This window comes from Sphingomonas fucosidasi (assembly GCF_036663855.1).
GTDB classification, from domain to species: domain Bacteria; phylum Pseudomonadota; class Alphaproteobacteria; order Sphingomonadales; family Sphingomonadaceae; genus Sphingomonas; species Sphingomonas faeni_B.
Window position 1 is genome coordinate 225,666 of sequence record NZ_JAXOJR010000002.1, and the last position, 23,762, is coordinate 249,427.

A 23,762-nucleotide genomic window follows, 5' to 3' on the forward strand; every position below is an offset into this window, starting at 1 on the left:
TGAACCGCTAACATCGGCGGTCCGGAAGGGGAGTTCAAGCCCTTCGCACCTCTCCCACCGGGGAGTGAGAGACGCTGAGCGATCCTCCCCCGCCAGGGGGAGGGGGAGGTGGCGCCGAAGGCGACGGAGGGGGAGGACACGGTACCGCGGTCATCGCCTACCGCCCCCTCCGTCTGGCAAGGGCCAGCCACCTCCCCCTTGCGGGGGAGGATTACAAGAACCGGATGGAGCGGGAGTCAGATGCCCGGGGCTGGGTAGGCCAGGTATGCGAGACGTCGCACTTCGCGGCGGCCTCTTACGACCGTGTCGAGGATCAACCCCGTGAAGACGTTGAGCGCGGCGAAGATGCCGAGGCCGGTGATCAGGATCGCGGTCGGGAAACGCGGGACCTGGTGGATCTCGATATAGGTCAGCACCAGCGGGATGCCGAGGATCAGCGCGAGCGTCCCGAACACGCCGCCGATGATCCCGAAGAACCACAGCGGCCGCTCGATCCGGTAGAGAGTCATGATCGTGCGCAGGATGCGCCAGCCGTCGCCATAGGTGCTGAGCTTCGATTCGGAGCCTTCGGGGCGCGCATAATAGGGCGTCTCGACCTCGCCGATCGGCATCTTGAGTTCCAGCGCGTGGACGCTGATCTCGGTCTCGATCTCGAATCCGGCCGACAGCGACGGGAAGCTCTTCACGAACCGGCGCGAGAACACCCTGTAGCCCGAGAGGATGTCGGTAAAACTCCGCCCGAAGAGGCGGGCGAGCATGCCGGTGAGCAGCGCGTTGCCGAACCGATGCCCGCGGCGATAGGCGAGCTCGATCTGGCTAATGCGCGAGCCGACGACCATGTCGAGCTGCTCGTCGAGGACGCGAGCGACCAGGTGCGGGGCGGAGGCGGCGTCGTAGGTCGCGTCGCCGTCCGCCATCACGTAGATGTCGGCGTCGATGTCGGCGAACATGCGGCGCACGACGGCGCCCTTGCCCTGGATGCGCTCGGTCCGGACGACAGCACCGGCGGCGCGCGCGACCTCGATCGTGCGGTCGGCGCTGTTGTTGTCGTAGACGTAGATGATGGCGCCCGGGAGCGCCTCGCGGAATCCGGCGATCGTCTGCGCGATCGCGGCTTCCTCGTTGTAGCACGGGAGCAGGACGGCGATTCTCGGTTCGGTCATGCCCTGCCCTTGCGGAGTTGAAGATGACATCGGAGGTCGAGCAGCAGGCAAAACGTCAGTCACCGAACCATCCCAAAACGCACTTCCCCGGCGGAGGCCGGGCCCAGTTGGGGAAGGTCCATAACGGAGCTTTGCGCGCCGTTACAGCTACCTTTCCAACTGGGCCCCGGCCTCCGCCGGGGAGGTGGTATTATAAGGTACCGGCCCTACCCAATCCGTCACCCCGGACCCGTTCCGGGGTCCACCGTTCCGCACACTCATCGGCTTGAGAGTGTGCGGAACGGTGGATGCCGGAACGAGCCGGCATGACGGGGGGAAGCGTTATGCTTCGGTCTTGGTCGCAGCCTTCTTGGCAGCTGGCTTCTTCGCGGCCGGCTTCTTCACCGGTGCGTCGGCAGCTTCGGTGCCCTCTGCGTTCTCGGCAGCAACCGGCGACGATTCCGTCACGGCCGTCTCGGCTTCGACAGGGGCCGCCTTCTTCTTGGCAGGCGCCTTCTTGGCGGGCTTGGCGTCTGCCGCGGCGTCCGAAGCAGGCGCCTCGTCCGTCACGGCTTCGTCAGAAGCAGCGGGCTTCTTCTTGGCAGCAGCCTTCTTCTTCGGCTTGTGATTGTCGTGATCATGCGTGTGCGTGCCGCTCGCGAAACCGTCCTCGCTCTCGATCGCAGCCTCAAGCTCCTCACGCGTGGCGTCGCGGTCGGTGATCTCGGCCTTCTCGAACAGGAAGTCGACGACCTTGTCCTCGTACAGCGGCGCGCGCAACTGGGCGGCCGCCATCGGCTCCTGCTGGATATACTGCATGAACTGCTGACGCTGCTCGGCAGGATATTGCTGGGCAGCCTGCGCCATCAGACGCTGCATTTCCTGGTTGGACACCTCGACGCCGTTCGCCTGCCCGATTTCCGACAGGAGCAGGCCAAGACGAACGCGACGCTCGGCGATCTTGCGGTAATCGTCGCGCTCGCCTTCCATCTCGGCCATCGCGGCCTCGGGGTCGGCCTCGTGCGTGGCTTCGTGCTGGAGCTGCGACCAGATCTGGTTGAACTCGGCCTCGACCATCGACGGGGGAACCTCGAAGTCATGACCCTCGGCGAGCTGGTCGAGCAGCTTGCGCTTCATGTGGGTGCGCGTGAGGCCGTTATGCTCCTGCTCGATCTGGCCCTTGAGCAGGCCCGTGAGCTGCTCGAGGCTCTCGAGACCAAGCGACTTGGCCAGATCCTCGTCGATCTTGCTCTCGCCCGCGGTCTTCACCGACTTGACGGTGATGTCGAACGTCGCCGGCTGACCCGCGAGCGACTTCTCCTGATACTCCTCGGGGAAGGTCACGTTCAGGACCTTGTCGTCGCCGGTCTTCACGCCGACGAGCTGGTCCTCGAAACCAGGGATCAGGCGACCCGCGCCCAGCTCGACGCCCATGTCGGTGCCGGTGCCACCCTCGAACGCGACGCCGTCGGCGGTCTTGCCGACGAAATCGACGGTGACGAGGTCACCCATCTTGGCGACGTAATCGTCGGCCGCGTCGTCCCACTTCTTCTGCTGGTCGGCGAACTTCTGGAGCTGCTCGGTGACCGCCTCGTCGGCGACGGGCACGGTCAGGCGCTCAAGCTTGATGCCGTCGATTGCGGGTGCGGGGACCTGCGGGAGGACCTCCATCTCGACCTTGACCACGGCGTCCTTGCCGAGATCATAGCCGTCTTCCAGCTCGACCGAGGGCTGCATCGCCGGGCGAAGCTGCTTCTCGGCGACGAGCGTCTGGACGCTCTCCTGGATCGCCGCGTTCAGCGCGTCCTGCGTCAGCGCCGGGCCGTGCATCTTGCGGATGAGGTTTGCCGGTACCTTGCCCGGACGAAAGCCCGGCATCTTCATCTGCGGCGCGAGGCGCTTCAGCTCGGCATCGACCTTGGCATCGATATCCTTCGCGGTGATGGTGAGCGTAAAGGCGCGCTTGAGGCCCTCGTTCAACGTCTCGACAGTCTGCATGTCCGGCCTTTGTTATAAGAGCATTCGGGATAATTTCGTCAGGCGGTCGCCTCGCCTGCGGGCGGGCTGGTGCGGGCGAAGGGACTCGAACCCCCACATCTTGCGATACTTGGACCTAAACCAAGCGCGTCTACCAGTTCCGCCACGCCCGCACAGGACATCGCCGTAGCGGGCGCGTCTATACCAACGATGCATGCGGGGGCAAGCACATAGGCAACTCCGCCCGGCAACTCCGTCCGACTCCGCGCGTTGGGCATCCAGAAGGAGAGACATCATGGCTACCCAACCCCCGGCAGAATTCCCGACCCCGACGCCCCCGGTCGAGCCGACCGCACCGCCGCCCGAGTTCAACCCGCCCGCACCGGATATCGACATCCCCGCCCCCGGCACGCCGTCGAACGATCCCGCGCCCGTGCAGCCCGAGTTCTGAGCATGGCCGATCCGCATCCCGGCACGAATCCGGACACGCTTCCCGAGGATCGTGACGAGGATACCCGCAGCGACATCGAACAGGCGGTGAAGTCGCGCTCCGACGCGGTCGAGCGCGGTGACGGCGGCGACGAGCCCGAGACGTTCACCGATACTGGCTTGCCCGACGGGGTTGGCGGGACCGGCGGCGATGTGAAGAACCAGGACGGCGACGCGCAGTAAGTCCGCGTCAGCGACCATACAGGTGGGGGTGGCTAGCTAATACGCAGCCATTCCCGCCGATCAGGATCCGATAATTTCCACCATACCTCCCTTCGCCGAGCATCAGAGCCTTTATGTCGCGCTCGGGCTGGCCGTATTGCTGCTGATCGTAGCGCAGCGCATCCCCATCATTCGAACGCTCGTCAATCTGGCAATGACGCTCGTGCTCGTCGGACTTTTGTTCGTTGCGGTCGATCAGCGTCGCCAGTTCGATCCGTATGTCGGCAAGATCGCGCGGTTCCTGAAGATCGAGGACCAGCAGGTGGTCGGCGGTGAGGTCCGCATCCGCATGTCGCCGGACGGACATTTCTGGGCGCGCGCGACGATCGACGGGGTGAGTCGACGCCTGCTGATCGACAGCGGCGCGACGATCACCGCGATTTCGGAGACAACCGCGGATGCTGCGGGAATCGACGCGCGGGTCGGCGTGGTGCCGATCGTGTTGCAGACCGCCAATGGCTCGATCGCGGCCAAGACCGGAAAGATCGCCGCGCTGAAGCTGGGCGCGATCGTCGCGCGCGACTTGCAGGTGGTGGTGTCGCCGGCGTTTGGGGATACCAACGTGCTGGGGATGAACTTCCTGTCGCGGCTGGCGTCGTGGCGCGTGGAGGAGAACACGCTTATTTTGGTGCCGCATCATCCGCAGAAGGTGGATGGCACATAAGCCCCCTCCCCTTCTCCGCTACCATTTTCACTCCAACTCCGCCCCAACTACCGCCACCCCGGCGAAGGCCGGGGCCCAGTTGGAAAGGTCGCAGTAACGGTGCGTCGCCCTCAATCAGCGAAGTCCCCCAACTGGGCCCCGGCCTTCGCCGGGGTGGGGCGTGGTGGAAGCGGGCGAACTAAACTTCCGCTATTTCCCTCGCGAACGCGGGGGCCCAGGAATCAAGCAGCGCTGCGCTCCGTTATCCTGGACTCCCGCTTTCGCGGGAGAACGGAAAGGGGCGGGAGGGAGGTAGCGCGCGGGAGAAACGTTCGAGAGCTTACGAAGCCACCGACTCCCCGAGCGCCCCCTTCAGCACCTCGTTCACCACGGCAGGATTAGCCTTCCCCCCCATAGCCTTCATCGTCTGGCCCACGAAGAACCCGAACAGCTTGTCCTTGCCACCGCGATAATCGGCGACCTTGTCCGCATTCGCCGCCATAACCTCGGCGATCACGGCCTCGATCGCGCCGGTATCGCTGGTCTGCTTCAACCCGCGATCCTCGACCACCTTCGCCGCGCCGTCGCCAGTTTCGAGCATCACCTCGAACACCTGCTTGGCCAAGCTCCCCGACAGCGTGCCGTCCGCGATCAGACCCAGCAATTCCGCCGCCTGCGCCGGCGACACCGGCGAGTTCTCGATGTCCCTGCCCGTCCGGTTCAGCGCGCCGAACAACTCCGACGTCGTCCAGTTCGCCGCCGCCGCCGGCTTCACGCCTGCACCCAACAACGCGTCGAACCACCGTGCTGCCTCGACCTCGGCGGTCAGCACCGTCGCCTGATACGGCGCGATTCCCAACGCTTCGTATCGCGCGCGCTTCGCGTCCGGCAACTCCGGCAGCGAAGCCCGGCACTCGGCCAGAAACGCATCGTCGAGCACCAGCGGCAAAAGATCGGGATCAGGGAAGTAGCGGTAATCATGCGCGTCTTCCTTCGACCGCATCGAGCGCGTCTCGTTGCGGTCGGGATCGTAGAGCCGCGTTTCCTGCTGGATCTTGCCGCCGGCCTCCAGCACCTCGACCTGGCGCTTGGCCTCCTGCTCGACCACCGCCATCACGAAGCGCACCGAGTTGACGTTCTTCGTCTCGGTCCGCGTGCCCAGTTCGTCGCCGGGCTTGCGCACGCTGACGTTGACGTCGGCGCGCATCGAGCCTTCTTCCATATTGCCGTCGCACGACCCGACATAGCGCAGGATCGATCGCAGCTTGCGTAGGTAAGCCCCTGTTTCCGCTGGCGAAGCGAGATCCGGCTTCGACACGATCTCCATCAGCGCGACGCCCGACCGATTGAGATCGACGTACGACTGAGTCGGATGCTGGTCGTGCATCAGCTTGCCCGCATCCTGCTCGACATGGATGCGCTCGACGCCGATCCGCTTGCCCGCAGCATCGGGGTTCTTCTCGTCGAGGCTGATGTCGATCGCGCCCTCACCCACGATCGGATGATAGAGCTGGCTGATCTGATAGCCCTGCGGAAGATCGGCGTAGAAATAGTTCTTCCGGTCGAACCGCGACCATTTGTTGATCTGCGCCTCGATCGCCATGCCGGTGCGGACCGCCTGGCGGATGCATTCGCGGTTCGGTACCGGCAGCATGCCCGGCATCGCCGCGTCGACGAGGCTCACCTGCGTGTTGGGCTCGGCGCCGAACGCGGTCGCCGCGCCCGAGAAGAGCTTGGCGTTCGACGTCACCTGCGCGTGCACTTCGAGGCCGACCACGACCTCCCACTCGCCGGTGTCGCCCTGGATACGATAATCGCTCATGTTACCACCAAGCCTCTGGTCGCGCGGTAAATCCTGCCCGCTGTTCGATCGCGAGCCCTGCGTTCAGCACGCCTTGTTCGTCGAGCGGCTTGCCGATGATCTGCAAGCCCAGCGGCAGGCCCTGCTTGTCGAGACCGCCCGGCACCGACATCGCCGGCAGACCCGCCAGCGACGACGGCACGGTGAAGACGTCGTTCAGGTACATTGCGATCGGATCGGCCGACTTCTCGCCCAGCGCGAACGCCGCCGAGGGTGCGGTCGGCGTCAGCAGCACGTCGCACATCTCCCAAGCCCGCTCGAAATCGCGCGCGATCAGCGTCCGGACCTTCTGCGCCTGCGTATAATAGGCGTCGTAGAAGCCCGCCGACAGCACATAGGTGCCGATCATGATGCGGCGCTTCACCTCGGGGCCGAAGCCGTCGGCGCGGGTGGCGGCGTACATGTCCTGCAAGCCGGCGCCGGTCGGCAGGTCGCGGATCCCGTAGCGGACGCCGTCATATCGCGCGAGGTTCGACGACGCCTCGGCGGGCGCGATGATGTAGTACGCCGGCAGCGCGTATTTGGTGTGTGGGAGCGAGACCTCGACGATCGTCGCGCCGGCATCCTTCAGCCAGTCGATACCCTGCTGCCAGAGCGCCTCGATCTCCTCGGGCATCCCGTCGACGCGATATTCCTTGGGAATACCGACGCGCAGGCCGCTCAGATTGCCGGACAAACCCGCTTCCCATTTCGGCACGTCGAGCTGCAGCGAGGTGCCGTCCTTCGCGTCGAACCCGGCCATCGCCTCGAGCAGGATCGCGCAGTCCCGAACGTCGCGCGCCATCGGCCCGGCCTGGTCGAGCGACGAGGCGAACGCGATCGTCCCCCAGCGCGAGCAGCGGCCATAGGTGGGCTTGATGCCGCTGATCCCGGTGAAGGCGGCGGGCTGACGGATCGAGCCGCCGGTGTCGGTGCCCGTCGCGCCGGGGCAGAGCCGTGCGGCGACCGCCGACGACGAACCACCCGACGATCCGCCGGGTGCCAGCGAGGCGTTGCCGCCGTCGTTGCGCTTCCACGGCGAGATCACGTTGCCGAACGCCGACGTTTCGTTCGACGAGCCCATCGCGAACTGGTCCATGTTCAGCTTGCCGAGCATCCCCGCGCCCGCGTTCCACAGGTTCTGCGATACGGTCGACTCGTAGGTCGGCGTAAAGCCTTCGAGGATGTGGCTCGCCGCGGTCGTCGTGACGCCCTTGGTGCAGAACAGGTCCTTCATGCCGATCGGCACGCCGGCCAGCGGCTTGAGCGTCTCGCCGGCTTCGCGCGCGGTGTCGGCAGCAGTGGCGGCGGCGATCGCGTGCTCAGGCGTCTCGACGAGAAACGCGTTCAATGCCTTGGCCTTGCTCACCTTTACGATGAACGCGTCGGCGACTTCACGCGCCTTGAAGCTGCCATCGCGGACGCCGTCGCGGATCCCTGCGATCCCGAGATCAGTAAGGTCGGTCATTATTCGATCACCTTCGGCACGGCGAAGAACCCGTGTTCGGCCACGGGCGCGTTGGCGAGGACCTGCTCGCGGATGCCGCCGCCGGTCAGCGGGTCGGCGTTGACGACGTCGTCGCGCAGCCGCAGCGTGTTGGGGATGACGGCGGTCATCGGCTCGACGCCGGTCGTGTCGACCTCGCCCAGCATCTCGATCCAGCCAAGGATGTTTCCGAGTTCCGGCGCCATGCGGGCGGCGTCCTCGTCGGTGATCGCGATGCGCGCAAGGCTCGCGATCCGCTTCACGGTTGCAGTATCTACGGACATGCCGTGCGGCTAGCACCCGGCGCGGCGGGGGCGCAATATGTTTCCCGCCCGAGATGCAATCCTCCCCCGCCAGGGGGAGGTGGCGCGAAGCGACGGAGGGGGAGGTAAGGGTAACCCCTGTTCCGTGTCCTCCCCCTCCGTCTGGCAAGGGCCAGCCCCCCCCTGCCGGGGGAGGATCGTGAAGGCGCCCGTTGCAACCTTCCCCCGCTTCCGGCACGGGAGCGACACCGCCTGCACGGAAGGTCCCGCTTGGCCCGCAAATTTCTCTATTTCGTTGCCGCGATGATCGTCCTCGCGATCGCCGCATTGCTCGCCTATCGCCTCTACGGGACGGAGTTGATCCGGATCGCGATGGTCCCGCGCGAGACGTTCCAGGCGCAACGCGAGGCCCCGCGCAACATCTACGCGCGCAAGATCATGTGGCTCGCGCGGCCCGATACGCCCGGCAATCCGGCGCTCTGGACGCCCCCCGGTTACGCCCCCGGCAAGCCGAACACCGGCGCGGCGATCTTCTTCATCCACCCGACCTCGTACATCAACCGCGACCACTGGAACGCGCCGATCGACGACCCCGAGACCAACGCACGCGCCGAACTGTTCCTGCGCGGCCAGGCGAGCGCGTTCAACGAGGCCGGCGACATCTGGGCACCGCGCTATCGCCAGGCGACGTTCGGCGCGTTCCTGACCAGCGAGGCCGACAGCGAACGCGCGCTGGCGCTGGCATATGGCGACGTGTCCGCCGCCTTCGACCGTTTTCTCACCGAAGCCGGCCCGACCCGTCCGATCATCCTCGCCGGCCATAGCCAGGGCGCGCTCCACCTTACCCGCCTGCTCCGCGACCGCATCGCCACCGACCCCAAGCTGAAGGCGCGGATCGTCGCGGCGTATGTCGTCGGCTGGCCCGTCTCGCGCGCGACCGACTTGCCGCGCATGGGCCTCGCCGAATGCCGCGCCGCCGACCAGACCGGATGCATCCTGTCCTGGGAGAGTTTCGCCGAGCCCGCCGACCCCGCGCTGATCGTCGACGCCTATGACCAGACCACTGGCTTCGACGGCCGCCCGCGGAAAGCCACGCCGATGGTGTGCACCAACCCGCTAACCGGCACCGCCGACGCGACCGCGCCCGCGACCGCGAACCTCGGCACGCTCGTCCCCTCCGCCGATCTGAAGACCGCAACGATCGCGATCGGCAGCGTGCCCGCGCGCTGCGCCGATCGCGGATTCCTGCTGATCGGCGAAGGTCCCAACCTCGGACCCTACGTGCTGCCCGGCAACAACTATCACGTCTACGACTACAGCCTGTTCTGGGCGAACATCCGCGCCGACGCCAACCGTCGCCTGAAGGCTTTCGCGCGATGATCACGCTCTTCGCGGCGCAGTTCCGCGACGCGCTCCCCAATGGCGGCCGGCTGATCGGCCTCGACGTCGGCACCAAGACGATCGGCACCGCGCTCTGCGATGCAGGCTGGTCGTTCGCGAGCCCTGCAATCCTGATCCGCCGCACCAAGTTCCAGAAGGACAAGGCCGCACTCGCCGAGCTCATCAAGGCGCAGGCGGTCGTCGGCATCGTCATCGGCCTGCCGATCAACCTCGACGGCAGCGAAAGCCCGCGCTCGCAATCGACGCGCGCGTTCGCGCAGAACCTCAAGGATATGGGGCTGCCGATTTTGCTCCAGGACGAACGCTGGTCGACCGTGGCCGTCACCCGCACGCTGATCGAACAGGACGCGAGCCGCGCCAAACGTGCCGAACTCGTCGACAAGATGGCCGCCGCCTACATCCTCCAGGGCGCGATCGACGCGCTGGTTACGGCCCAGATCTGAGGCGCCCCCAACGATCCTCCCCCGCAAGGGGGAGGTGGCTGGCGCTTGCCAGACGGAGGGGGAGGAAAGGGCAAACGTCTGTTCCGTGTCCTCCCCCTCCGTCACCTGCGGTGCCACCTCCCCCTTGCGGGGGAGGATCGCGAGCCTTTGAAAGCCTTGCCCCCTGCCCCGGCGGCCACTATCCCGCGGCTTTAATGCGAACCTCAGATCACCGCCCCGCCGCCCTCATCGAAGGCGGCGCCGTCTTCCCGCACCGGCATCTCACCGGCATCGATGGGCTCCAGCCCCATGAGATCGCGTTCCTGCTCGACGAGGCGGAGACGTGGGTCGGCGCGAACCGTACGCATGCGACGCCCGACAAGCGGCTCGCCGGCCTCACCCAGATCAACGCGTTCTTCGAGAACTCGACGCGGACGCTGCTGTCGTTCGAGATCGCGGGGAAGCGGCTGGGCGCGGACGTCGTCAACATGCACGCGGCGCAGTCGAGCGTGAAGAAGGGCGAGACGCTGATCGACACCGCGATGACGCTCAACGCGATGCGCGCCGACGTGATCGTGATCCGGCACATGTCGTCGGGCGCGGTGCGACTGATCGCGGACAAGGTCGACTGCCCCGTCCTGAACGCTGGCGATGGACGGCACGAGCACCCCACGCAAGCCCTGCTCGACGCGCTGACGATCCGCCGCCGCAAAGGCTCGATCGCAGGCCAACGCGTCGTGATCTGCGGCGACCTCCTCCACAGCCGGGTCGCGCGCTCGAACATCCTCGCACTCATCGCGCTCGCCGCCGAGGTGCGCGTGTGTGCACCATCGACGCTGATGCCGCCGATGATCGAGCGGATGGGCGTCACCGCGTTTACCGATTTCGACAAGGCGCTGGAGGGCGCCGACGTGGTGATGATGCTCCGGCTCCAGAACGAGCGGATGGACGGCGCCTATGTGCCCTCCACGCGCGAATATCGGCTTCGCTACGGGCTGACGCTCGACCGGCTGGCGAAGGCTGCGCCCGACGCGCTGGTGATGCACCCCGGCCCGATGAACCGCGGCGTCGAGATCGACTCGGCGGTCGCGGATCATGTGCGCTCGGCGATCACCGAACAGGTCGAGATGGGGGTCGCCGTCCGCATGGCCTGCCTCGACGTGCTGACACGAAGAGCGCGCGGCGTGGAGGGTTGGGCATGATCCTCGCACTCACCAACGCCACGCTCGCCTGCCCCGTCGGCGGCGTGACGAACGGCAATGTGCTGGTTCGCGACGGCGTGATCGTCGCGACCGGCATCGTCGATATTCCCGCCGATGCCGAGATCGTCGACTGCGCCGGCAAGACCGTCGCGCCGGGGATCGTCGATCTCGGCGTCGCGAAGGTCGACCGTGCCGCGTTCCGCGCCGGCGGGATTGTTCGGATCGGCCTCATGCCCGACCAGTCGCCGGTGCTCGACGATCCCGGCATCGTCCAGCGCGCCGCCTTGATCGGCAAGCCAGATCTCTGGATCCACCCGATCGCTGCCGCCACACGTGGGCTCGAAGGCCATGACCTCGCGGAGATGGCGATCTGCGTGTCGGCGGGCGCGAAGGCGGTCGGGACGGGAAAACACTGGATCGCCGACAGCGGCGTGATGCGGCGCGTGCTCGCCTATGCGCGCGACCTGCACGTGACGGTCGTCGCGCACGCCGAAGATGGCGGGCTCACCGCCGGTGCCGTCGCGACCGAGGGCGAGACGGCGACGCGGCTCGGCCTGCCCGCCGCGCCTGCGGTGGCCGAAGCACTGGCGATCGCGCGCGACCTGATGCTCGCCGAGGATACCGGCGCGCGTCTCCATATCCGCCAGGTGACGACCGCGGCGGGCTTCGACCTGATCCGTGCGGCCAAGCGTCGCGGCGTCGCGGTCACCTGCGGGATCACGCCTGCCCACCTGCATCTTTCGGAGATCGCGGTCAGCGATTTCCGGTCGTTCGCGCTGCTGTCCCCGCCTTTGCGTGCAGAGGGTGATCGACGGGCGGCGCTGGACGCGATCGCCGACGGGACGATCGACGTGCTGTGTTCGGGACACGAGCCGCGCGGGCCGGAGGAAAAGCGGCTGCCGTTCACCGATTCGAGCAGCGGGATGGCCGGTGCGGAGACGTTGCTGCCACTCGCGCTGATGCTGGTGCGCGACGAGTTGCTGACGCTCGAACGCCTGTTCGCGCTGCTGGCGCGGAATCCGGCGCGCGTGCTGGGACTCGATACGGGGACGCTGGAGGCGGGCAAGCCGGCCGACCTGATGCTGTTCGATCAACAGGCGCCGTGGCAGATCGTCGGGGAAGAGTTCCTGGCCGAGGCGGGGAATACGCCGTTCGATGGCTTGCCGGTGCAGGGGCGCGTGTTGCGGTTGTGGAAGGGTGGCCGCGAGGTTCGGTGAGGCCGCGGGCGACACCCCACCAACACCACCCCGGCGCAGGCCGGGGCCCAATTGGGGAACGTCGCCAACTGAGCGCTGTCCACCGTTACGCCGACCTTTCCAATTGGGCCCCGGCCTTCGCCGGGGTGGTCGTTGCTCTATCGACGCGCCCCCTTACCGCGACGCCATCTGCATCCCGGGCTTGCGCAACCACTGCGCCATCGCGTCGCCCGCACCCTGGCGCACGAAGCAGGCGCCGCCCTTGGCGCGGTACTGGCGACACATCGTGTCCGCCGCCGACCGGCTGAATCCGCCGACCGAGAGGCGATAAAAGTCCTCGCCGTTCGCCTTGAACGTCATGCCGTTCGGCGAATGCCCGGCCAGCATCGCAAACCGGCGCGAGGCGCGCTCCCAGGCGTCCCTGGCCACGCCCGCACTCTCGAACGCGCCGAGCTGGACATACCAGCGGCCCGTTGCCGATACCTTCGCCTCAAACGCCGCGGTCGCCGTGCCGCGTCCGGTCGACGCGATGTTGGAAGCAACCTTGATCGGACCATTTTCCGGGCGGAGCATCATCGTCGGCAGCGCCTGGACGACCTCCTGCCGCGGTCCGAACAACACCTTCGAGAACCCAGCAGCCGGCGCCGAGGCGACCTCGACCGGTACGGCGTCGGTCTGCGGCGCGACCGGCTCCACCGCCGCCAAGGCTTGCTCGGGAACACCCGTCGCCACTGGCGCAGGCGTGGTCAGCGCCAGCGCGACCGGTTGGCCTACGTCCGCCACGGCCCGCACGCCGAGCAGACTCGCCACCTGGTCCGACGCGGTCGCCGGCTGTGCGAACAGTGCCCATTGCGCGAGCCGTGCGTCGACATCGGCCGGCGCCATGTCCGCCGCGGCGACCACGCGCGCCTCCTGCCAGCGGCCCGCCAGCGCGAAACTCAGCGCCAGATTCTGCCGGACCTTCGCATTCGTGTCGGGCGACCGCGCGACCTCGGTCAGCAGCGCGATCCCGCCCGCCGTATCCCCCGCCAGCGACAGGGCCAGCCCGCGATCGGGCGCCGGGATGATCGCCGCATGCGCCGCCAGCGTCTGCCGGGCCGCTTGCCAATCGCCTGTCGCGACCTGCGCCAGCGCAAGGTTCAGCGCCGCCTTGCCGTTGGTCGGCGAAAGCTGGATCGTATCGGCGAACGCGCGCGAGGCCGAGGTGAAACGGCCGCCCTGCAGATAGCTCTGGCCGAGCAGCATGCGGTATTCCGCTGACTGCGGCATCAGCGCGACCGCACCCTCCGCATAGCCGATCGCCACCGGTCCCTCGTGCCGGGCGAGCGCGGTCTGCGCCTTGCCGGCGTTGGTCGCCGCGCCCTTGGCCGCCAACGCGCCGCTGCGGTCGCTTGCCGACGCTACGCCGCCGCCGGTGGCCGCACAGCCGACCATCGTACCACCGAGCAGGAGGGCGGAGATGCCGCCGAGGAGAAGTGCGCGCGTGTTCATCGGGAGAATCCCTGTTTCAACGTTTTGACGTAGTCGGCGGCAGCTGCGCGACGAGCGCATCCACCTCCGGTACCGTGTGCAGAAAGGCGTCGAGCGCCTGCGTGACGAGCTGTTGCGACGAACGGCCGGTGACGGCACTCGCCAGCCGCAACCGGAGATGCCGGTCGGTATCGAGACGGAGCGTGAAGGCGGCTTTTGCACCCCCGGTTTTGGACAATGTCTCGCGCCCGATCCGCGCCACGGTCGCCTTCGATACGGGCGCGACCGGCCGTTCGATCTCGACCTTCAGCGCTTCCCGCTCGACCAGCACCTGGGGCTGCGGACCGCCCATGTCGTTCCAGCCGAGATCGTCGAGCGCGTCTGCTGGCGGGGCGTCGAGATCCTGCTGGCGCATCGCCGGGCGGGCCGTGCCTTTGCGGGCCAGCAGCGAGGACGTGAGCGAGGGGAGTGGTCCGGGCCGTGCCATGGCGTCAGCCGATGACCCGGCGGCCGAAGCCGCCAGCGGCGGGACGCTGCCCGACCGCGGTCGGCACGCTGAACACGGTACGGCGGAAATTCTTCTCGAGCCGGTCGCAGACATAGGTCCACAGCGCTTCGATCTCGGCGGCCGATTTGCTTCTGGGGTCGAGTTCCATGACCGTTCGGCCGTCGATCATCGAGACGGCGAAGTCGGTACGCTGGTGGACGATGACCGGGGCGACCGTGCCGTGCTGCGACAGCGCCAGCGTCGCGTCGGCGGTGATCCGCGCTTTCGGCGTTGCCGCGTTGACGACGAAGATCAGCGGCTTGCCGGCGCGCGCGCACATGTCGACGGTGGCGCCTACCGCACGCAGATCGTGCGGGCTGGGCCTCGTCGGGACGACGATCAGCTCGGCGACCTGGATCACGCTCTGGATCGCCATGGTTATCGCGGGCGGGGTATCGATCATCGCCAGCTTGAAGCCCTGCTGGCGGAGGATCTCGAGATCGGCGGCGAGGCGCGACACCGTGGTTTGCGCGAAGGCCGGCTCCTCGGCGGCGCGTTCGTTCCACCAGTCGGACAGCGAGCCCTGCGGGTCGATGTCGATCAACACTACCGGACCATGGCCGGCACGCTCCGCCTGGACGGCGAGATGACCCGTCAAGGTCGTCTTCCCCGATCCTCCCTTCTGCGATGCGAACGCTAAGACGCGCATAATCGGCTGATCCCCAGTAATCGCAGCCGGCATGGCATGCGCGGGTCAAGAAGCGGTTAACGGCGCTTCATAATGAGTTTGAATCGAGCGAAATCGGTTGGAAAGCACGCGCGTGCCCTTTGCCTTGCGCCACGAACGGCGGCATGGTGGCGACGAGACGATATGGGGTAGAGCGATGACGGTTGGGCGTAAGCTTCTGGTGGGTGCGATCGCGCTGAGCGGCCTGCTCGCCGCCATCCCCGCTTATGCCGATGTGAAGGCCGGCGTCGACGCCTGGGCCAAGGGCGATTACGCGCGCGCCGTCGGCGAGTGGCGACCACTCGCGATCGCCGGCGATGCCGATGCGCAGTTCAACCTCGCCCAGGCGTACAAGCTGGGCCGCGGCGTGCCGCTCGATCCCGGCCTTGCCGAAAGCTGGTTCCGCAAGGCGGCGCTCCAGGGGCACCTTCAGGCCGGCGACAATTACGGACTCGCGCTGTTCCAGGCCGGGAAGAAGACCGACGCGCTGCCCTGGCTCGAAAAATCGGTCGCGCGCGGCGAACCGCGGACCCAGCTGGTGCTGGGGACGATGCTGTTCAACGGCGACGGCATCGCGCGTGATTTCCCCCGCGCCTATGCACTGATGACGCGCGCGTCTGCGTCCGGGCTCCAATCTGCCTCGCAGACGCTGGCGCAGATGGACCAGTATATCTCGCCCGCCGACCGCGAGAAGGGCACCGCGCTGGCGCAGCAATATGCATTGCAGGCGACGCCCGCAGTGCCGTCGCGCTCGACCGTCGGACAGGCCGGTGAGCGCGTGGCCGGGCGGCCGGCCCCCCAGACCGGCGGGCGGGTCGACGTGCCGGCGTCGCGTGTGGCCGAGATGCCGCGGCCCACGCGCCTGCCGCCGAGTTCGCTCCCGGCGCGCGTCGACGCGCCGACCCGTGAACCGGCGCCGAGGCCGACGATGCCTAAACCAGCGCCGGCAAAGGCTGTTGCAGCAAAGGCTGCTCCCAAGCCCGTGCCCGTGAAGGCGACCGGGAACTGGCGTGTGCAACTGGGTGCATTCCGCGATCAGGGCAATGCCGAGACGCAGTGGAGCAAGGTTCGCGGCAGGCTGCGCGGTGCGCAGCCCTTTTATACCAAGGCGGGCAGCGTGACGCGGCTCCAGGCCGGCGGCTTCGCGTCGAAGGCCGAGGCGACGCGCGCCTGCTCGGCGGCCGGCGTGCCCTGCGTGATCGTCGCCCCCTGACCAGACAGACTCAAACGCGACGATACGCATGAAGAGGATGTGCGAATGTTTTTCCTGACCCTGATGCTGGTGTCCGCATCGCCGAACTGCACCGAGATCAAGCAGCAATGTCGGGCGTGCCCGACCGGTGGCAGCGTCAAGGGATGCTCGACGGTCGGCATCGCCTGCCAGCCGACGCGCCGAATCTGCGAACCCGCCCCGCCTGCGAAAACGGCAACGCGCCCGGACCGCGGCAGCGACAAGAAGACCCGCTGAAACGGCGCGTCCGGCCTTGTCGCGCCAGCACGATGGCGCGGCAGGGATCGAAACACCCGGACCGGTCGTTTCGTTTCGACATCGACCGGGAGCTAGATGAATGATTTCGAAGACCTTGGCGCTGGCACTTGCCGGCGCAACGCTGTTGGCCGCGTGTTCCGACAATCAGCCTGCGACGACCAATACCGATATGATGACCGAAAACGGCGTATCGTTGCGCAATCTTGCCGAAACCGACGTGGCCGTGCCCAAACCCGCGCAACTGACCGTCAAGGGGCGGCTGATCCCGACCCCGTCCGACCCGACCTCGCGCCATTTCCTGTTGCGCGAACGGAAAGCCGTCGGCGGCACTATCATCGCGATCCTGCGCCAGGAGCATGCGGGCAAGGTCGCCTATGCGCGGACCGAGACCGATTGCGCCAACCGCCTGTTCCATGTGCTGGGCGTCGGCCCGAACCGCGCGCTGGTAGAGACCAACATCGCGCATGACGGCCCGCTGCGGCCGATCAAGGGTTTGCCGCTGCGCGAGGAACTGGCGACATATGTCTGCGAAGCGAGCGGCACGCCGATGGCGAAGGGCTAACACACCCCTTTTTAATCCTCCCCCGCCAGGGGGAGGTGGCTGGCACTTGCCAGACGGAGGGGGAGGCAAGGGAAACCAGCGATCTGTATCCTCCCCCTCCGTCGCCTACGGCGCCACCTCCCCCTGGCGGGGGAGGATCGTAAGGGGCAGCTAGTCGCGAATCCAATGACGCCGCGCGATACCCTGCGCATAGAGCAGCGCCGTCAGATCCCCATGATCGATCCGCGCTTCCGCGGCGGCCGCGACGATCGGTTTGGCGTGATACGCGACACCCAGCCCCGCCGCTTCGATCATCGCCAGATCGTTCGCACCGTCGCCGACCGCGAGTGAGTCCTCGACCGTAATTCGCCGCTCGGCAATGGCTGCGCGCAACGTCGTCAGCTTGGTGTGCGAGCCCACGATCGGCTTGGTTACCGTCCCCGTCAGCACGCCGCGCTCGATCTCCAGCACATTGGCGATCGCGCGGTCGAAGCCGATCGCTTTCGCCACCGGCTCGGCAAACCGCGTGAACCCGCCCGACACCAGCACCGCCAGCGCCCCCCGCGCGCGCATCGTCCGGACCAGCGCCTTGGCACCCGGCATGATCGTCACCCGCTCGGCGAGGCAGCGTTCAATGTCGCTTTCCGCCAGCCCCTTGAGTAGCGCCACGCGGGCGTCGAGCGCCGCTTCGAAATCTAGTTCGCCGCGCATCGCACGTTCGGTGATCTCTGCGATCTGCGGCTTGATCCCGGCGTAGTCGGCGAGTTCGTCGATGCATTCGACGGTGATCATCGTCGAGTCCATGTCGGCGACGATCAACGTCTTTGTGCGCGACAGGCTCGACTGCACGACCACGTCAGCCCCAGAAAAAGCGCTCTCAAGTGCGCCGCGAGCTGCATCCGGCGCCATCCCGAAGATCAGGTCCGCCGCGTCACCTTCATCGATCCAGCCGCTCGCGCCCGGTGCGCAGCCGGCGTCGCGCAGGCGGTCCATCGCGGTCGAAATATCGCCTGCGGTCAGCGTGCCCGAGGCTATAAGCGTTGCCGTGAACATAGAAACTCTCCCGAAGGTCGCGCTCATCGCAGGGCCGACCGCGAGCGGCAAGTCCGCGCTCGCGCTCGCCATCGCCGCCACGCACGACGGCGTCGTCATCAACGCCGATTCCGCGCAGGTCTATGCCGACCTCCGCATCCTCACCGCGCGGCCTTCGCCCGAAGAGGAGGCCAGCGCCCCGCACCGGCTGTTCGGTCATGTCGACGCCGCCGACGCGACCTATTCCGCCGCACGTTGGGCCGCCGAGGCGACGCAGGCGATCCGCGACACGCTGGCCGAGGGCAAGCTGCCGATCCTGGTCGGCGGCACCGGACTCTACATCCGCACCTTGCTCGACGGTATCGCGCCTGTCCCCGCAATCGACCCGGCCCTTCGCGAGCAAGTCCGTGCCCTCCCTGTCGCCGAAGCGCACGCAGCGCTCGCGCAACTCGACCCGCAAGCCGCGGCCAAGCTCAACGCCGCCGACACCACCCGCGTCGCCCGCGCGCTCGAAGTCGTCCGCGGCACCGGCCGCACGCTCGCCGACTGGCAGACCGAGAAGGTCGGCGGGATCGGCGATACGATCGACGTCCGCGCACTGATCCTGATTCCCGACCGCGACTGGCTCAACGCGCGGATCGACCAGCGTTTCGCCGAGATGGCCGACACCAGCTGCGACGAGATCACCGCGCTCCTCGCCCGAACCGACATCCCTTGGGACGCCCCGATCCGCCGCGCGATCGGCGTTCCCGAGATCGCCGCGCTCGTCCGCGGCGAGACATCAAAACCCGGCGCCATCGCCGCCGGATCGCTCGCCACGCGGCGCTATGCCAAGCGCCAATATACCTGGCTTCGACACCAGCCGCCGCCCAATTGGACCCGCACCGAAGCCCTCGATCTCACAACGCGCCTGCAGCAATTTGAAACTATATTGCTGAAATGATGTTTGACACGCATCTTTTATATCGGTAGCCGGCCCCTCCACTAGACGCTAAAGGCAGCGTTCTCGCAAAGGATGATGTGAAATGACCGAGAAGAGTGGAGCCGATATCCTGATCGAGGCGCTGTGCGATCTCGGCGTGGAGGTCGTCTTCGGCTATCCGGGTGGTGCCGTGCTGCCGATCTACGACGCGTTGTTTCGCTCGGGTCGGATCAAGCACATTCTGGTGCGCCACGAGCAGGCCGCGACGCATGCCGCGGAAGGGTATGCGCGCTCGACCGGCAAGCCCGGCGTGGTGCTCGTCACCTCGGGCCCCGGCGCGACCAATGCCGTGACCGGGATCACCGACGCGCTGATGGATTCGATCCCGATGGTCGTGATCACCGGCCAGGTGCCGACCGCGCTGATCGGCACCGACGCGTTCCAGGAGGCCGATACGGTCGGCATCACGCGCCATTGCTCGAAGCACAACTACCTCGTGAAGGACCCCGCCAAGCTCGGCGACGTGATCCACGAGGCGTTCCACATCGCCACTTCGGGTCGTCCGGGGCCGGTGGTCGTCGACATTCCCAAGGATGTGCAGGTCGCGACCGCCCGGTACAAGAAGCCGGGGCCGATCCAGCACAAGACCTATCGCCCGCAGGTGAAGGCCGACCAGTCGCAGATCGAGCAGCTGGTGGACATGCTCGCCGCGGCCGAACGTCCGATCCTGTACACCGGCGGTGGCATCATCAACTCGGGTCCGGCCGCGAGCCAGTTGCTGTGCGAACTCGTCCGCATCACCGGCGCGCCGGTGACGTCGACGTTGATGGGCCTTGGCGCCTATCCCGCATCTGGGCCGCAGTGGCTCGGCATGCTCGGGATGCACGGCACCTACGAGGCGAACATGGCGATGAACCAGGCCGACCTCGTCGTCGCGCTCGGCTCGCGCTTCGACGACCGCGTGACCGGGCGGCTCGACGCGTTCAGCCCGAACTCGCGGAAAGTGCATATCGACATCGATCGCTCGTCGGTGAACAAGACCGTGCGCGTCGATCTCGGGATCATCGCGGACGTCGGCCATGCGCTCGAGGACATGGTGCGGATCTGGAAGAGCCGCCAGCATCCCAAGCCCGACACGACCGACTGGCAGCGGCGGATCGCCGGCTGGCGCGCGGTGAAGTGTCTCGATTTTCCCGAGAACGATCCGAACGAGATCATGCCGCAGCGCGCGATCCGGGCGCTGTTCGACGCGACGCAGGCACGCTCGCCGATCATCACGACCGAGGTCGGCCAGCACCAGATGTGGGCGGCGCAGCATTTCGGGTTCGAGAAGCCGAACAAGTGGCTGACCAGCGGCGGTCTCGGCACGATGGGCTACGGTCTGCCCGCCGCGATCGGCGCGCAGCTCGGCAACCCGAATGCGCTGGTGATCGACATCGCCGGCGAGGCGTCGATCCAGATGAACATCCAAGAGCTGGCGACCGCAACGCAATACCGGTTGCCGGTGAAGATCTTCATCCTCAACAACCAGTATATGGGCATGGTCCGCCAGTGGCAGGAGCTCACCTATGAGAGCCGCTACGCCGAGAGCTATTCGGATTCGCTGCCCGATTTCGTCAAGCTCGGCGAGGCCTATGGCTGGAAGGGTATCCTGATCGAGACGCGCGACCAGCTCGACAGCGGGATCGCCGAGATGCTTGCGTATGACGGTCCGGTGATCGTCGATTGCCGCGTGTCGCAGCTGACGAATTGCTTCCCGATGATCCCGTCGGGGGCTGCGCATACCGACATGATCCTGCAGGCGAACGAAGTGTCCGGCACGATGGACGACGAAGCGAAGGCGCTGGTCTGATGCACATTTCCCAGGAAAAGGCCGAGCGGCATACGCTCGCCGTCATCGTCGACAACGAACCGGGCATCCTCGCCCGGATCGCCGGCCTGTTCACCGCGCGCGGCTATAATATCGAAAGCCTGACGGTGAGCGAGATCACCGCGGACAAGTCGGTCAGCCGGATCACGATCGTCACCAGCGCGTCGCCGGCGACGATGGAGCAGATCCTCGCGCAGCTCGACCGGCTCGTCCCCGTCCACAAGGTCACCGACCTGACCGCACAGGGCGCGCACGTCGAACGCGAGCTCGCGCTGGTGAAGGTCCGCGGCACCGGCGACCACCGGATCGAGGCGCTGCGTCTCGCCGACGTCTACCGCGCGCGCGTGGTCGACGCGACGACGTCGAGCTTCGTGTTCGAGGTCACCGGCGGCATCGACAAGATCGACAAGTTCGTCGAACTCATGGGTGAAGTCGGTCTGATCGAAGTCGCCCGAACCGGCATCGTCGCGATCGCCCGCGGCAAAGAGCCGGCCTGAGTTTCGCTACCCGAATTCATCAACACTCATTTCGATCTCACCCCGCCCCCCTACCGTCACCCCAGCGAAAGCTGGGGTCTCCCCCGGCTCCTGTCCCGCAAGAGCCGCATGAGATACCAGCTTTCGCTGGCATGACGGGATTTGCCGCTGGCGTGGCGGATCTGCGGGCATCGACGCTTCAAGACCCAATTCTTCCTGAAAGGACCATTCCAATGCGTGTCTATTACGATCGCGACGCCGACCTGAACCTCATCACCGACAAGAAGATCGCGATCGTCGGCTACGGCTCGCAGGGCCACGCGCACGCGCAGAACCTCCGCGATTCGGGCGTCAAGGACGTCGCGATCGCGCTCCGCGAAGGCTCGGCCACCGCCAAGAAGGCGATCGAGGCGGGCTTTGCGGTCAAGTCGAACAAGGACGCCGCCGCCTGGGCCGACATCGTCATGATCCTCGCGCCCGACGAGCATCAGGCGGCGATCTACGCGAGCGACCTGCACGACAACCTCAAGCAGGGCGCGACGATTGCTTTTGCACACGGCCTCAACGTGCATTTCGGCCTGATCGAGCCGCGCGCCGATCTCGACGTCATCATGATCGCGCCCAAGGGCCCCGGCCACACCGTGCGCAGCGAATATGTCCGCGGCGGCGGCGTCCCCTGCCTGATCGCGATCGACCAGGACAAGTCGGGCAACGCGCACGACATCGCGCTCGCCTATGCCAGCGGCGTCGGCGGCGGTCGCTCGGGCATCATCGAGACCAACTTCCGCGAGGAATGCGAGACCGACCTGTTCGGCGAGCAGGCAGTGCTGTGCGGCGGCATCACCCACCTGATCCAGGCCGGGTTCGAGACGCTGGTCGAGGCCGGCTACGCGCCTGAAATGGCGTATTTTGAGTGCCTCCACGAGACCAAGCTGATCGTCGATCTGCTCTATGAGGGCGGCATCGCCAACATGCGCTATTCGATCTCTAACACCGCCGAATATGGCGACATCACGACGGGTCCGCGGATCATCACGTCGGAGACCAAGGCCGAGATGAAGCGCGTGCTTGCGGATATCCAGTCGGGCCGCTTCGTCAAGAACTTCATCCTCGACAACCGCGCGGGTCAGCCCGAGTTGAAGGCCGCGCGCAAGCAGGCGCTGGCGCATCCGATCGAGAAGATCGGGTCGGAACTGCGCGGCATGATGCCTTGGATCGGGAAGAATGCGCTCGTTGATAAGGCGAAAAACTGACGCGAGCGCGCGATAGCGCGTGAGCGCAGCCGGCACGACGGAGCCTGCCCATAGGGCACGGCTTCGCCGGGTCCGACGGGCTGGCGTGGGGAACGCGTTTCGGTTGCCCCCACACCCCCACTCCACCCCGGCGGAGGCCGGGGCCCAATTGGGGGACGTCGCCAACTGAGGACGGCGCCCCGTTACTAAAGCCTTTCCAATTGGGCCCCGGCCTTCGCCGGGGTGGTATTGTGAGGTGGGGGCCGGTTTCCCCTTCCTTGTTCCCCCGCGAAGGCGGGGGGCCAGGGTCTCAGGCGGTGATCGGGGTTTAGCTGGGCCCCCGCGTCCGCGGGGGGAACGAGAGCTCGCCGTGCACTCTACCGCGAGCGCGAGTGCGCGCGACCCCACCGACCCAATTCCGAAACACAGCGTTGGCATAACGCCGTTTGACGCGCACCCTCCCCTCGGCCAGCATCGCGCGATCAACAGGAGACCCCGCATGCGCCTAGTCCTAGCCACCATCCTCGCCCTTACCGCAGCCCCCATCATGGCGCAGACCGCCGCGATCCCCGGCGCCCCCGTCAAGGCGCGTGTCACCGCCGGCACCTACGCGGTCGATCCCAACCACACCCAGGTTACGTGGCAGGTCAACCACATGGGCTTCTCGATGCTCGAAGGGCAGCTCGGCGCGTCGGGCGGCAGCATCACGATCGATCCCGCCAAGCCGAACGCGACCAAGGTCGAAGTGAATTTCGCGATCGACCAGCTCTCGGTCACCGCCGCGCCGTTCGCCGGCCATCTGAAATCGAAGGATTTCTTCGACGCCGCGACCTACCCGACCGCCAAGTTCGTCTCGACCAAGGTCGTCGCGACCGGCGACAAGGCGACGATCACCGGCGACCTCACGCTCAAGGGCGTCACCAAGCCCGTCGTGCTGCAGGCGACGTTCGTCGGCGCGGGCGCGAACCCGATGAACAAGAAGCTCAACTTCGGCTTCCGCGCGACGACCTCGATCAAGCGCAGCGACTTCAACATCGGCGCCTATGCTCCGGTCGTGTCGGACAAGGTCGACCTGACGATCAACGCGGCGTTCTCTGCGCAATAATATACCAAAATTCCTATCGCGCTGGACACGGGACGTGTCCGCGCGATAGGACGCCATCAATGACGTATGGCCGCCTCCTGCTGCTTCGACTTACGCGCCCTTAGGCGCGCCGATCGTTTGCGCGGTGG

The 23,762-nt window shown here is 66.9% G+C and carries 24 protein-coding genes and 1 tRNA gene; 15 read left to right on the forward strand and 10 right to left on the reverse strand.

Going from position 1 to position 23,762, the window contains the following annotated elements; genetic code table 11:
- Positions 1-236: 236 nt before the first annotated feature.
- The 3 genes from U1737_RS04515 to U1737_RS04525 all read right to left on the reverse strand — a co-directional run bounded on the left by U1737_RS04515 (position 237) and on the right by U1737_RS04525 (position 3,292).
- Positions 237-1,163: a glycosyltransferase family 2 protein gene (locus U1737_RS04515; RefSeq protein ID WP_248522009.1), complete on the reverse strand. Its 927-nt coding sequence runs from the start codon at positions 1,161-1,163 to the stop codon at positions 237-239.
- Positions 1,164-1,484: 321 nt separating this feature from the next.
- Positions 1,485-3,140 carry a trigger factor gene (tig, locus tag U1737_RS04520; protein WP_332795773.1) on the reverse strand — a complete coding sequence of 552 codons (1,656 nt, stop codon included), beginning with the start codon at positions 3,138-3,140 and terminating at the stop codon, positions 1,485-1,487.
- Positions 3,141-3,207: 67 nt separating this feature from the next.
- Positions 3,208-3,292 (reverse strand) — tRNA-Leu (locus U1737_RS04525).
- A 122-nt stretch (positions 3,293-3,414) separates the two neighbouring features.
- On the opposite strand from U1737_RS04525, the gene U1737_RS04530 reads away from it, so the two are divergent.
- From U1737_RS04530 to U1737_RS04540, 3 genes are all read left to right on the forward strand, one after another.
- A complete protein-coding gene (locus U1737_RS04530; RefSeq protein ID WP_248522013.1) occupies positions 3,415-3,570 on the forward strand; it encodes a hypothetical protein in 156 nt (51 codons plus the stop codon).
- Between the two features lie 2 nt (positions 3,571-3,572).
- The gene (locus tag U1737_RS04535) at positions 3,573-3,791 is read left to right on the forward strand and encodes a hypothetical protein (RefSeq protein WP_332795774.1); all 219 of its coding nucleotides are present in this window, start codon (positions 3,573-3,575) and stop codon (positions 3,789-3,791) included.
- Between the two features lie 136 nt (positions 3,792-3,927).
- Positions 3,928-4,494: a retropepsin-like aspartic protease family protein gene (locus U1737_RS04540; protein ID WP_248522016.1), complete on the forward strand. Its 567-nt coding sequence runs from the start codon at positions 3,928-3,930 to the stop codon at positions 4,492-4,494.
- Positions 4,495-4,813: 319 nt separating this feature from the next.
- Here U1737_RS04540 and gatB read toward each other — a convergent pair whose 3' ends face one another.
- Genes gatB through gatC form a run of 3 tightly spaced genes read right to left on the reverse strand, consistent with a single transcriptional unit; the run spans position 4,814 to position 8,083 of the window.
- A complete protein-coding gene (gatB, locus tag U1737_RS04545; protein WP_332795775.1) occupies positions 4,814-6,295 on the reverse strand; it encodes an Asp-tRNA(Asn)/Glu-tRNA(Gln) amidotransferase subunit GatB in 1,482 nt (493 codons plus the stop codon).
- Between the two features lies 1 nt (position 6,296).
- A complete protein-coding gene (gene gatA, locus U1737_RS04550; protein ID WP_332795776.1) occupies positions 6,297-7,781 on the reverse strand; it encodes an Asp-tRNA(Asn)/Glu-tRNA(Gln) amidotransferase subunit GatA in 1,485 nt (494 codons plus the stop codon).
- Entirely contained in the window at positions 7,781-8,083 is a 303-nt protein-coding gene (gene gatC / locus U1737_RS04555; RefSeq protein ID WP_128453046.1) for an Asp-tRNA(Asn)/Glu-tRNA(Gln) amidotransferase subunit GatC, read from the reverse strand. The genes gatA and gatC overlap by 1 nt, the downstream gene beginning before the upstream one ends.
- Positions 8,084-8,332: 249 nt before the next feature.
- Here gatC and U1737_RS04560 point away from each other — a divergent pair, with 249 nt between their 5' ends.
- From U1737_RS04560 to U1737_RS04575, 4 genes are all read left to right on the forward strand, one after another.
- A complete protein-coding gene (locus U1737_RS04560; protein WP_332795777.1) occupies positions 8,333-9,442 on the forward strand; it encodes a DUF3089 domain-containing protein in 1,110 nt (369 codons plus the stop codon).
- Entirely contained in the window at positions 9,439-9,906 is a 468-nt protein-coding gene (gene ruvX / locus U1737_RS04565; RefSeq protein WP_332795778.1) for a Holliday junction resolvase RuvX, read from the forward strand. The genes U1737_RS04560 and ruvX overlap by 4 nt, the downstream gene beginning before the upstream one ends.
- Positions 9,907-10,100: 194 nt before the next feature.
- Positions 10,101-11,087, forward strand: coding sequence for an aspartate carbamoyltransferase catalytic subunit (locus U1737_RS04570; RefSeq protein ID WP_332795779.1), 987 nt, complete (start codon positions 10,101-10,103; stop codon positions 11,085-11,087).
- The gene (locus tag U1737_RS04575) at positions 11,084-12,304 is read left to right on the forward strand and encodes a dihydroorotase (protein ID WP_332795780.1); all 1,221 of its coding nucleotides are present in this window, start codon (positions 11,084-11,086) and stop codon (positions 12,302-12,304) included. Before U1737_RS04570 ends, U1737_RS04575 begins: the two co-directional genes overlap by 4 nt.
- A 153-nt stretch (positions 12,305-12,457) precedes the next feature.
- Here U1737_RS04575 and U1737_RS04580 read toward each other — a convergent pair whose 3' ends face one another.
- Genes U1737_RS04580 through U1737_RS04590 form a run of 3 tightly spaced genes read right to left on the reverse strand, consistent with a single transcriptional unit; the run spans position 12,458 to position 14,949 of the window.
- Entirely contained in the window at positions 12,458-13,774 is a 1,317-nt protein-coding gene (locus U1737_RS04580) for an SPOR domain-containing protein (RefSeq protein WP_332795781.1), read from the reverse strand.
- Between the two features lie 16 nt (positions 13,775-13,790).
- Positions 13,791-14,240 (reverse strand): hypothetical protein, encoded by a 450-nt coding sequence (locus tag U1737_RS04585; protein WP_248522029.1) that lies wholly within the window; start codon positions 14,238-14,240, stop codon positions 13,791-13,793.
- Between the two features lie 4 nt (positions 14,241-14,244).
- Entirely contained in the window at positions 14,245-14,949 is a 705-nt protein-coding gene (locus U1737_RS04590; RefSeq protein WP_248522031.1) for an AAA family ATPase, read from the reverse strand.
- A 175-nt stretch (positions 14,950-15,124) separates the two neighbouring features.
- On the opposite strand from U1737_RS04590, the gene U1737_RS04595 reads away from it, so the two are divergent.
- The 3 genes from U1737_RS04595 to U1737_RS04605 all read left to right on the forward strand — a co-directional run bounded on the left by U1737_RS04595 (position 15,125) and on the right by U1737_RS04605 (position 17,018).
- Entirely contained in the window at positions 15,125-16,180 is a 1,056-nt protein-coding gene (locus U1737_RS04595) for an SPOR domain-containing protein (RefSeq protein WP_248522032.1), read from the forward strand.
- A 45-nt stretch (positions 16,181-16,225) separates the two neighbouring features.
- Positions 16,226-16,435 (forward strand): hypothetical protein, encoded by a 210-nt coding sequence (locus U1737_RS04600; protein ID WP_332795782.1) that lies wholly within the window; start codon positions 16,226-16,228, stop codon positions 16,433-16,435.
- 100 nt (positions 16,436-16,535) lie between these two features.
- The gene (locus U1737_RS04605; RefSeq protein WP_332795783.1) at positions 16,536-17,018 is read left to right on the forward strand and encodes a hypothetical protein; all 483 of its coding nucleotides are present in this window, start codon (positions 16,536-16,538) and stop codon (positions 17,016-17,018) included.
- A gap of 150 nt (positions 17,019-17,168) precedes the next feature.
- Here U1737_RS04605 and serB read toward each other — a convergent pair whose 3' ends face one another.
- Positions 17,169-18,050, reverse strand: coding sequence for a phosphoserine phosphatase SerB (serB, locus tag U1737_RS04610; RefSeq protein ID WP_248522037.1), 882 nt, complete (start codon positions 18,048-18,050; stop codon positions 17,169-17,171).
- Here serB and miaA point away from each other — a divergent pair.
- The 5 genes from miaA to U1737_RS04635 all read left to right on the forward strand — a co-directional run bounded on the left by miaA (position 18,043) and on the right by U1737_RS04635 (position 23,634).
- On the forward strand, positions 18,043-18,972 hold the full coding sequence (gene miaA / locus U1737_RS04615; protein WP_248522039.1) for a tRNA (adenosine(37)-N6)-dimethylallyltransferase MiaA: 930 nt from the start codon (positions 18,043-18,045) through the stop codon (positions 18,970-18,972). The two genes, serB and miaA, sit on opposite strands and share 8 nt — an antisense overlap.
- Before the next feature lie 82 nt (positions 18,973-19,054).
- Positions 19,055-20,803, forward strand: coding sequence for an acetolactate synthase 3 large subunit (locus U1737_RS04620; protein WP_248522041.1), 1,749 nt, complete (start codon positions 19,055-19,057; stop codon positions 20,801-20,803).
- Entirely contained in the window at positions 20,803-21,318 is a 516-nt protein-coding gene (gene ilvN, locus U1737_RS04625) for an acetolactate synthase small subunit (RefSeq protein WP_056057922.1), read from the forward strand. Before U1737_RS04620 ends, ilvN begins: the two co-directional genes overlap by 1 nt.
- Before the next feature lie 212 nt (positions 21,319-21,530).
- Positions 21,531-22,550: a ketol-acid reductoisomerase gene (ilvC, locus tag U1737_RS04630; protein WP_248522043.1), complete on the forward strand. Its 1,020-nt coding sequence runs from the start codon at positions 21,531-21,533 to the stop codon at positions 22,548-22,550.
- Positions 22,551-23,028: 478 nt separating this feature from the next.
- A complete protein-coding gene (locus U1737_RS04635; protein ID WP_332795784.1) occupies positions 23,029-23,634 on the forward strand; it encodes a YceI family protein in 606 nt (201 codons plus the stop codon).
- Positions 23,635-23,762 lie beyond the last annotated feature (128 nt).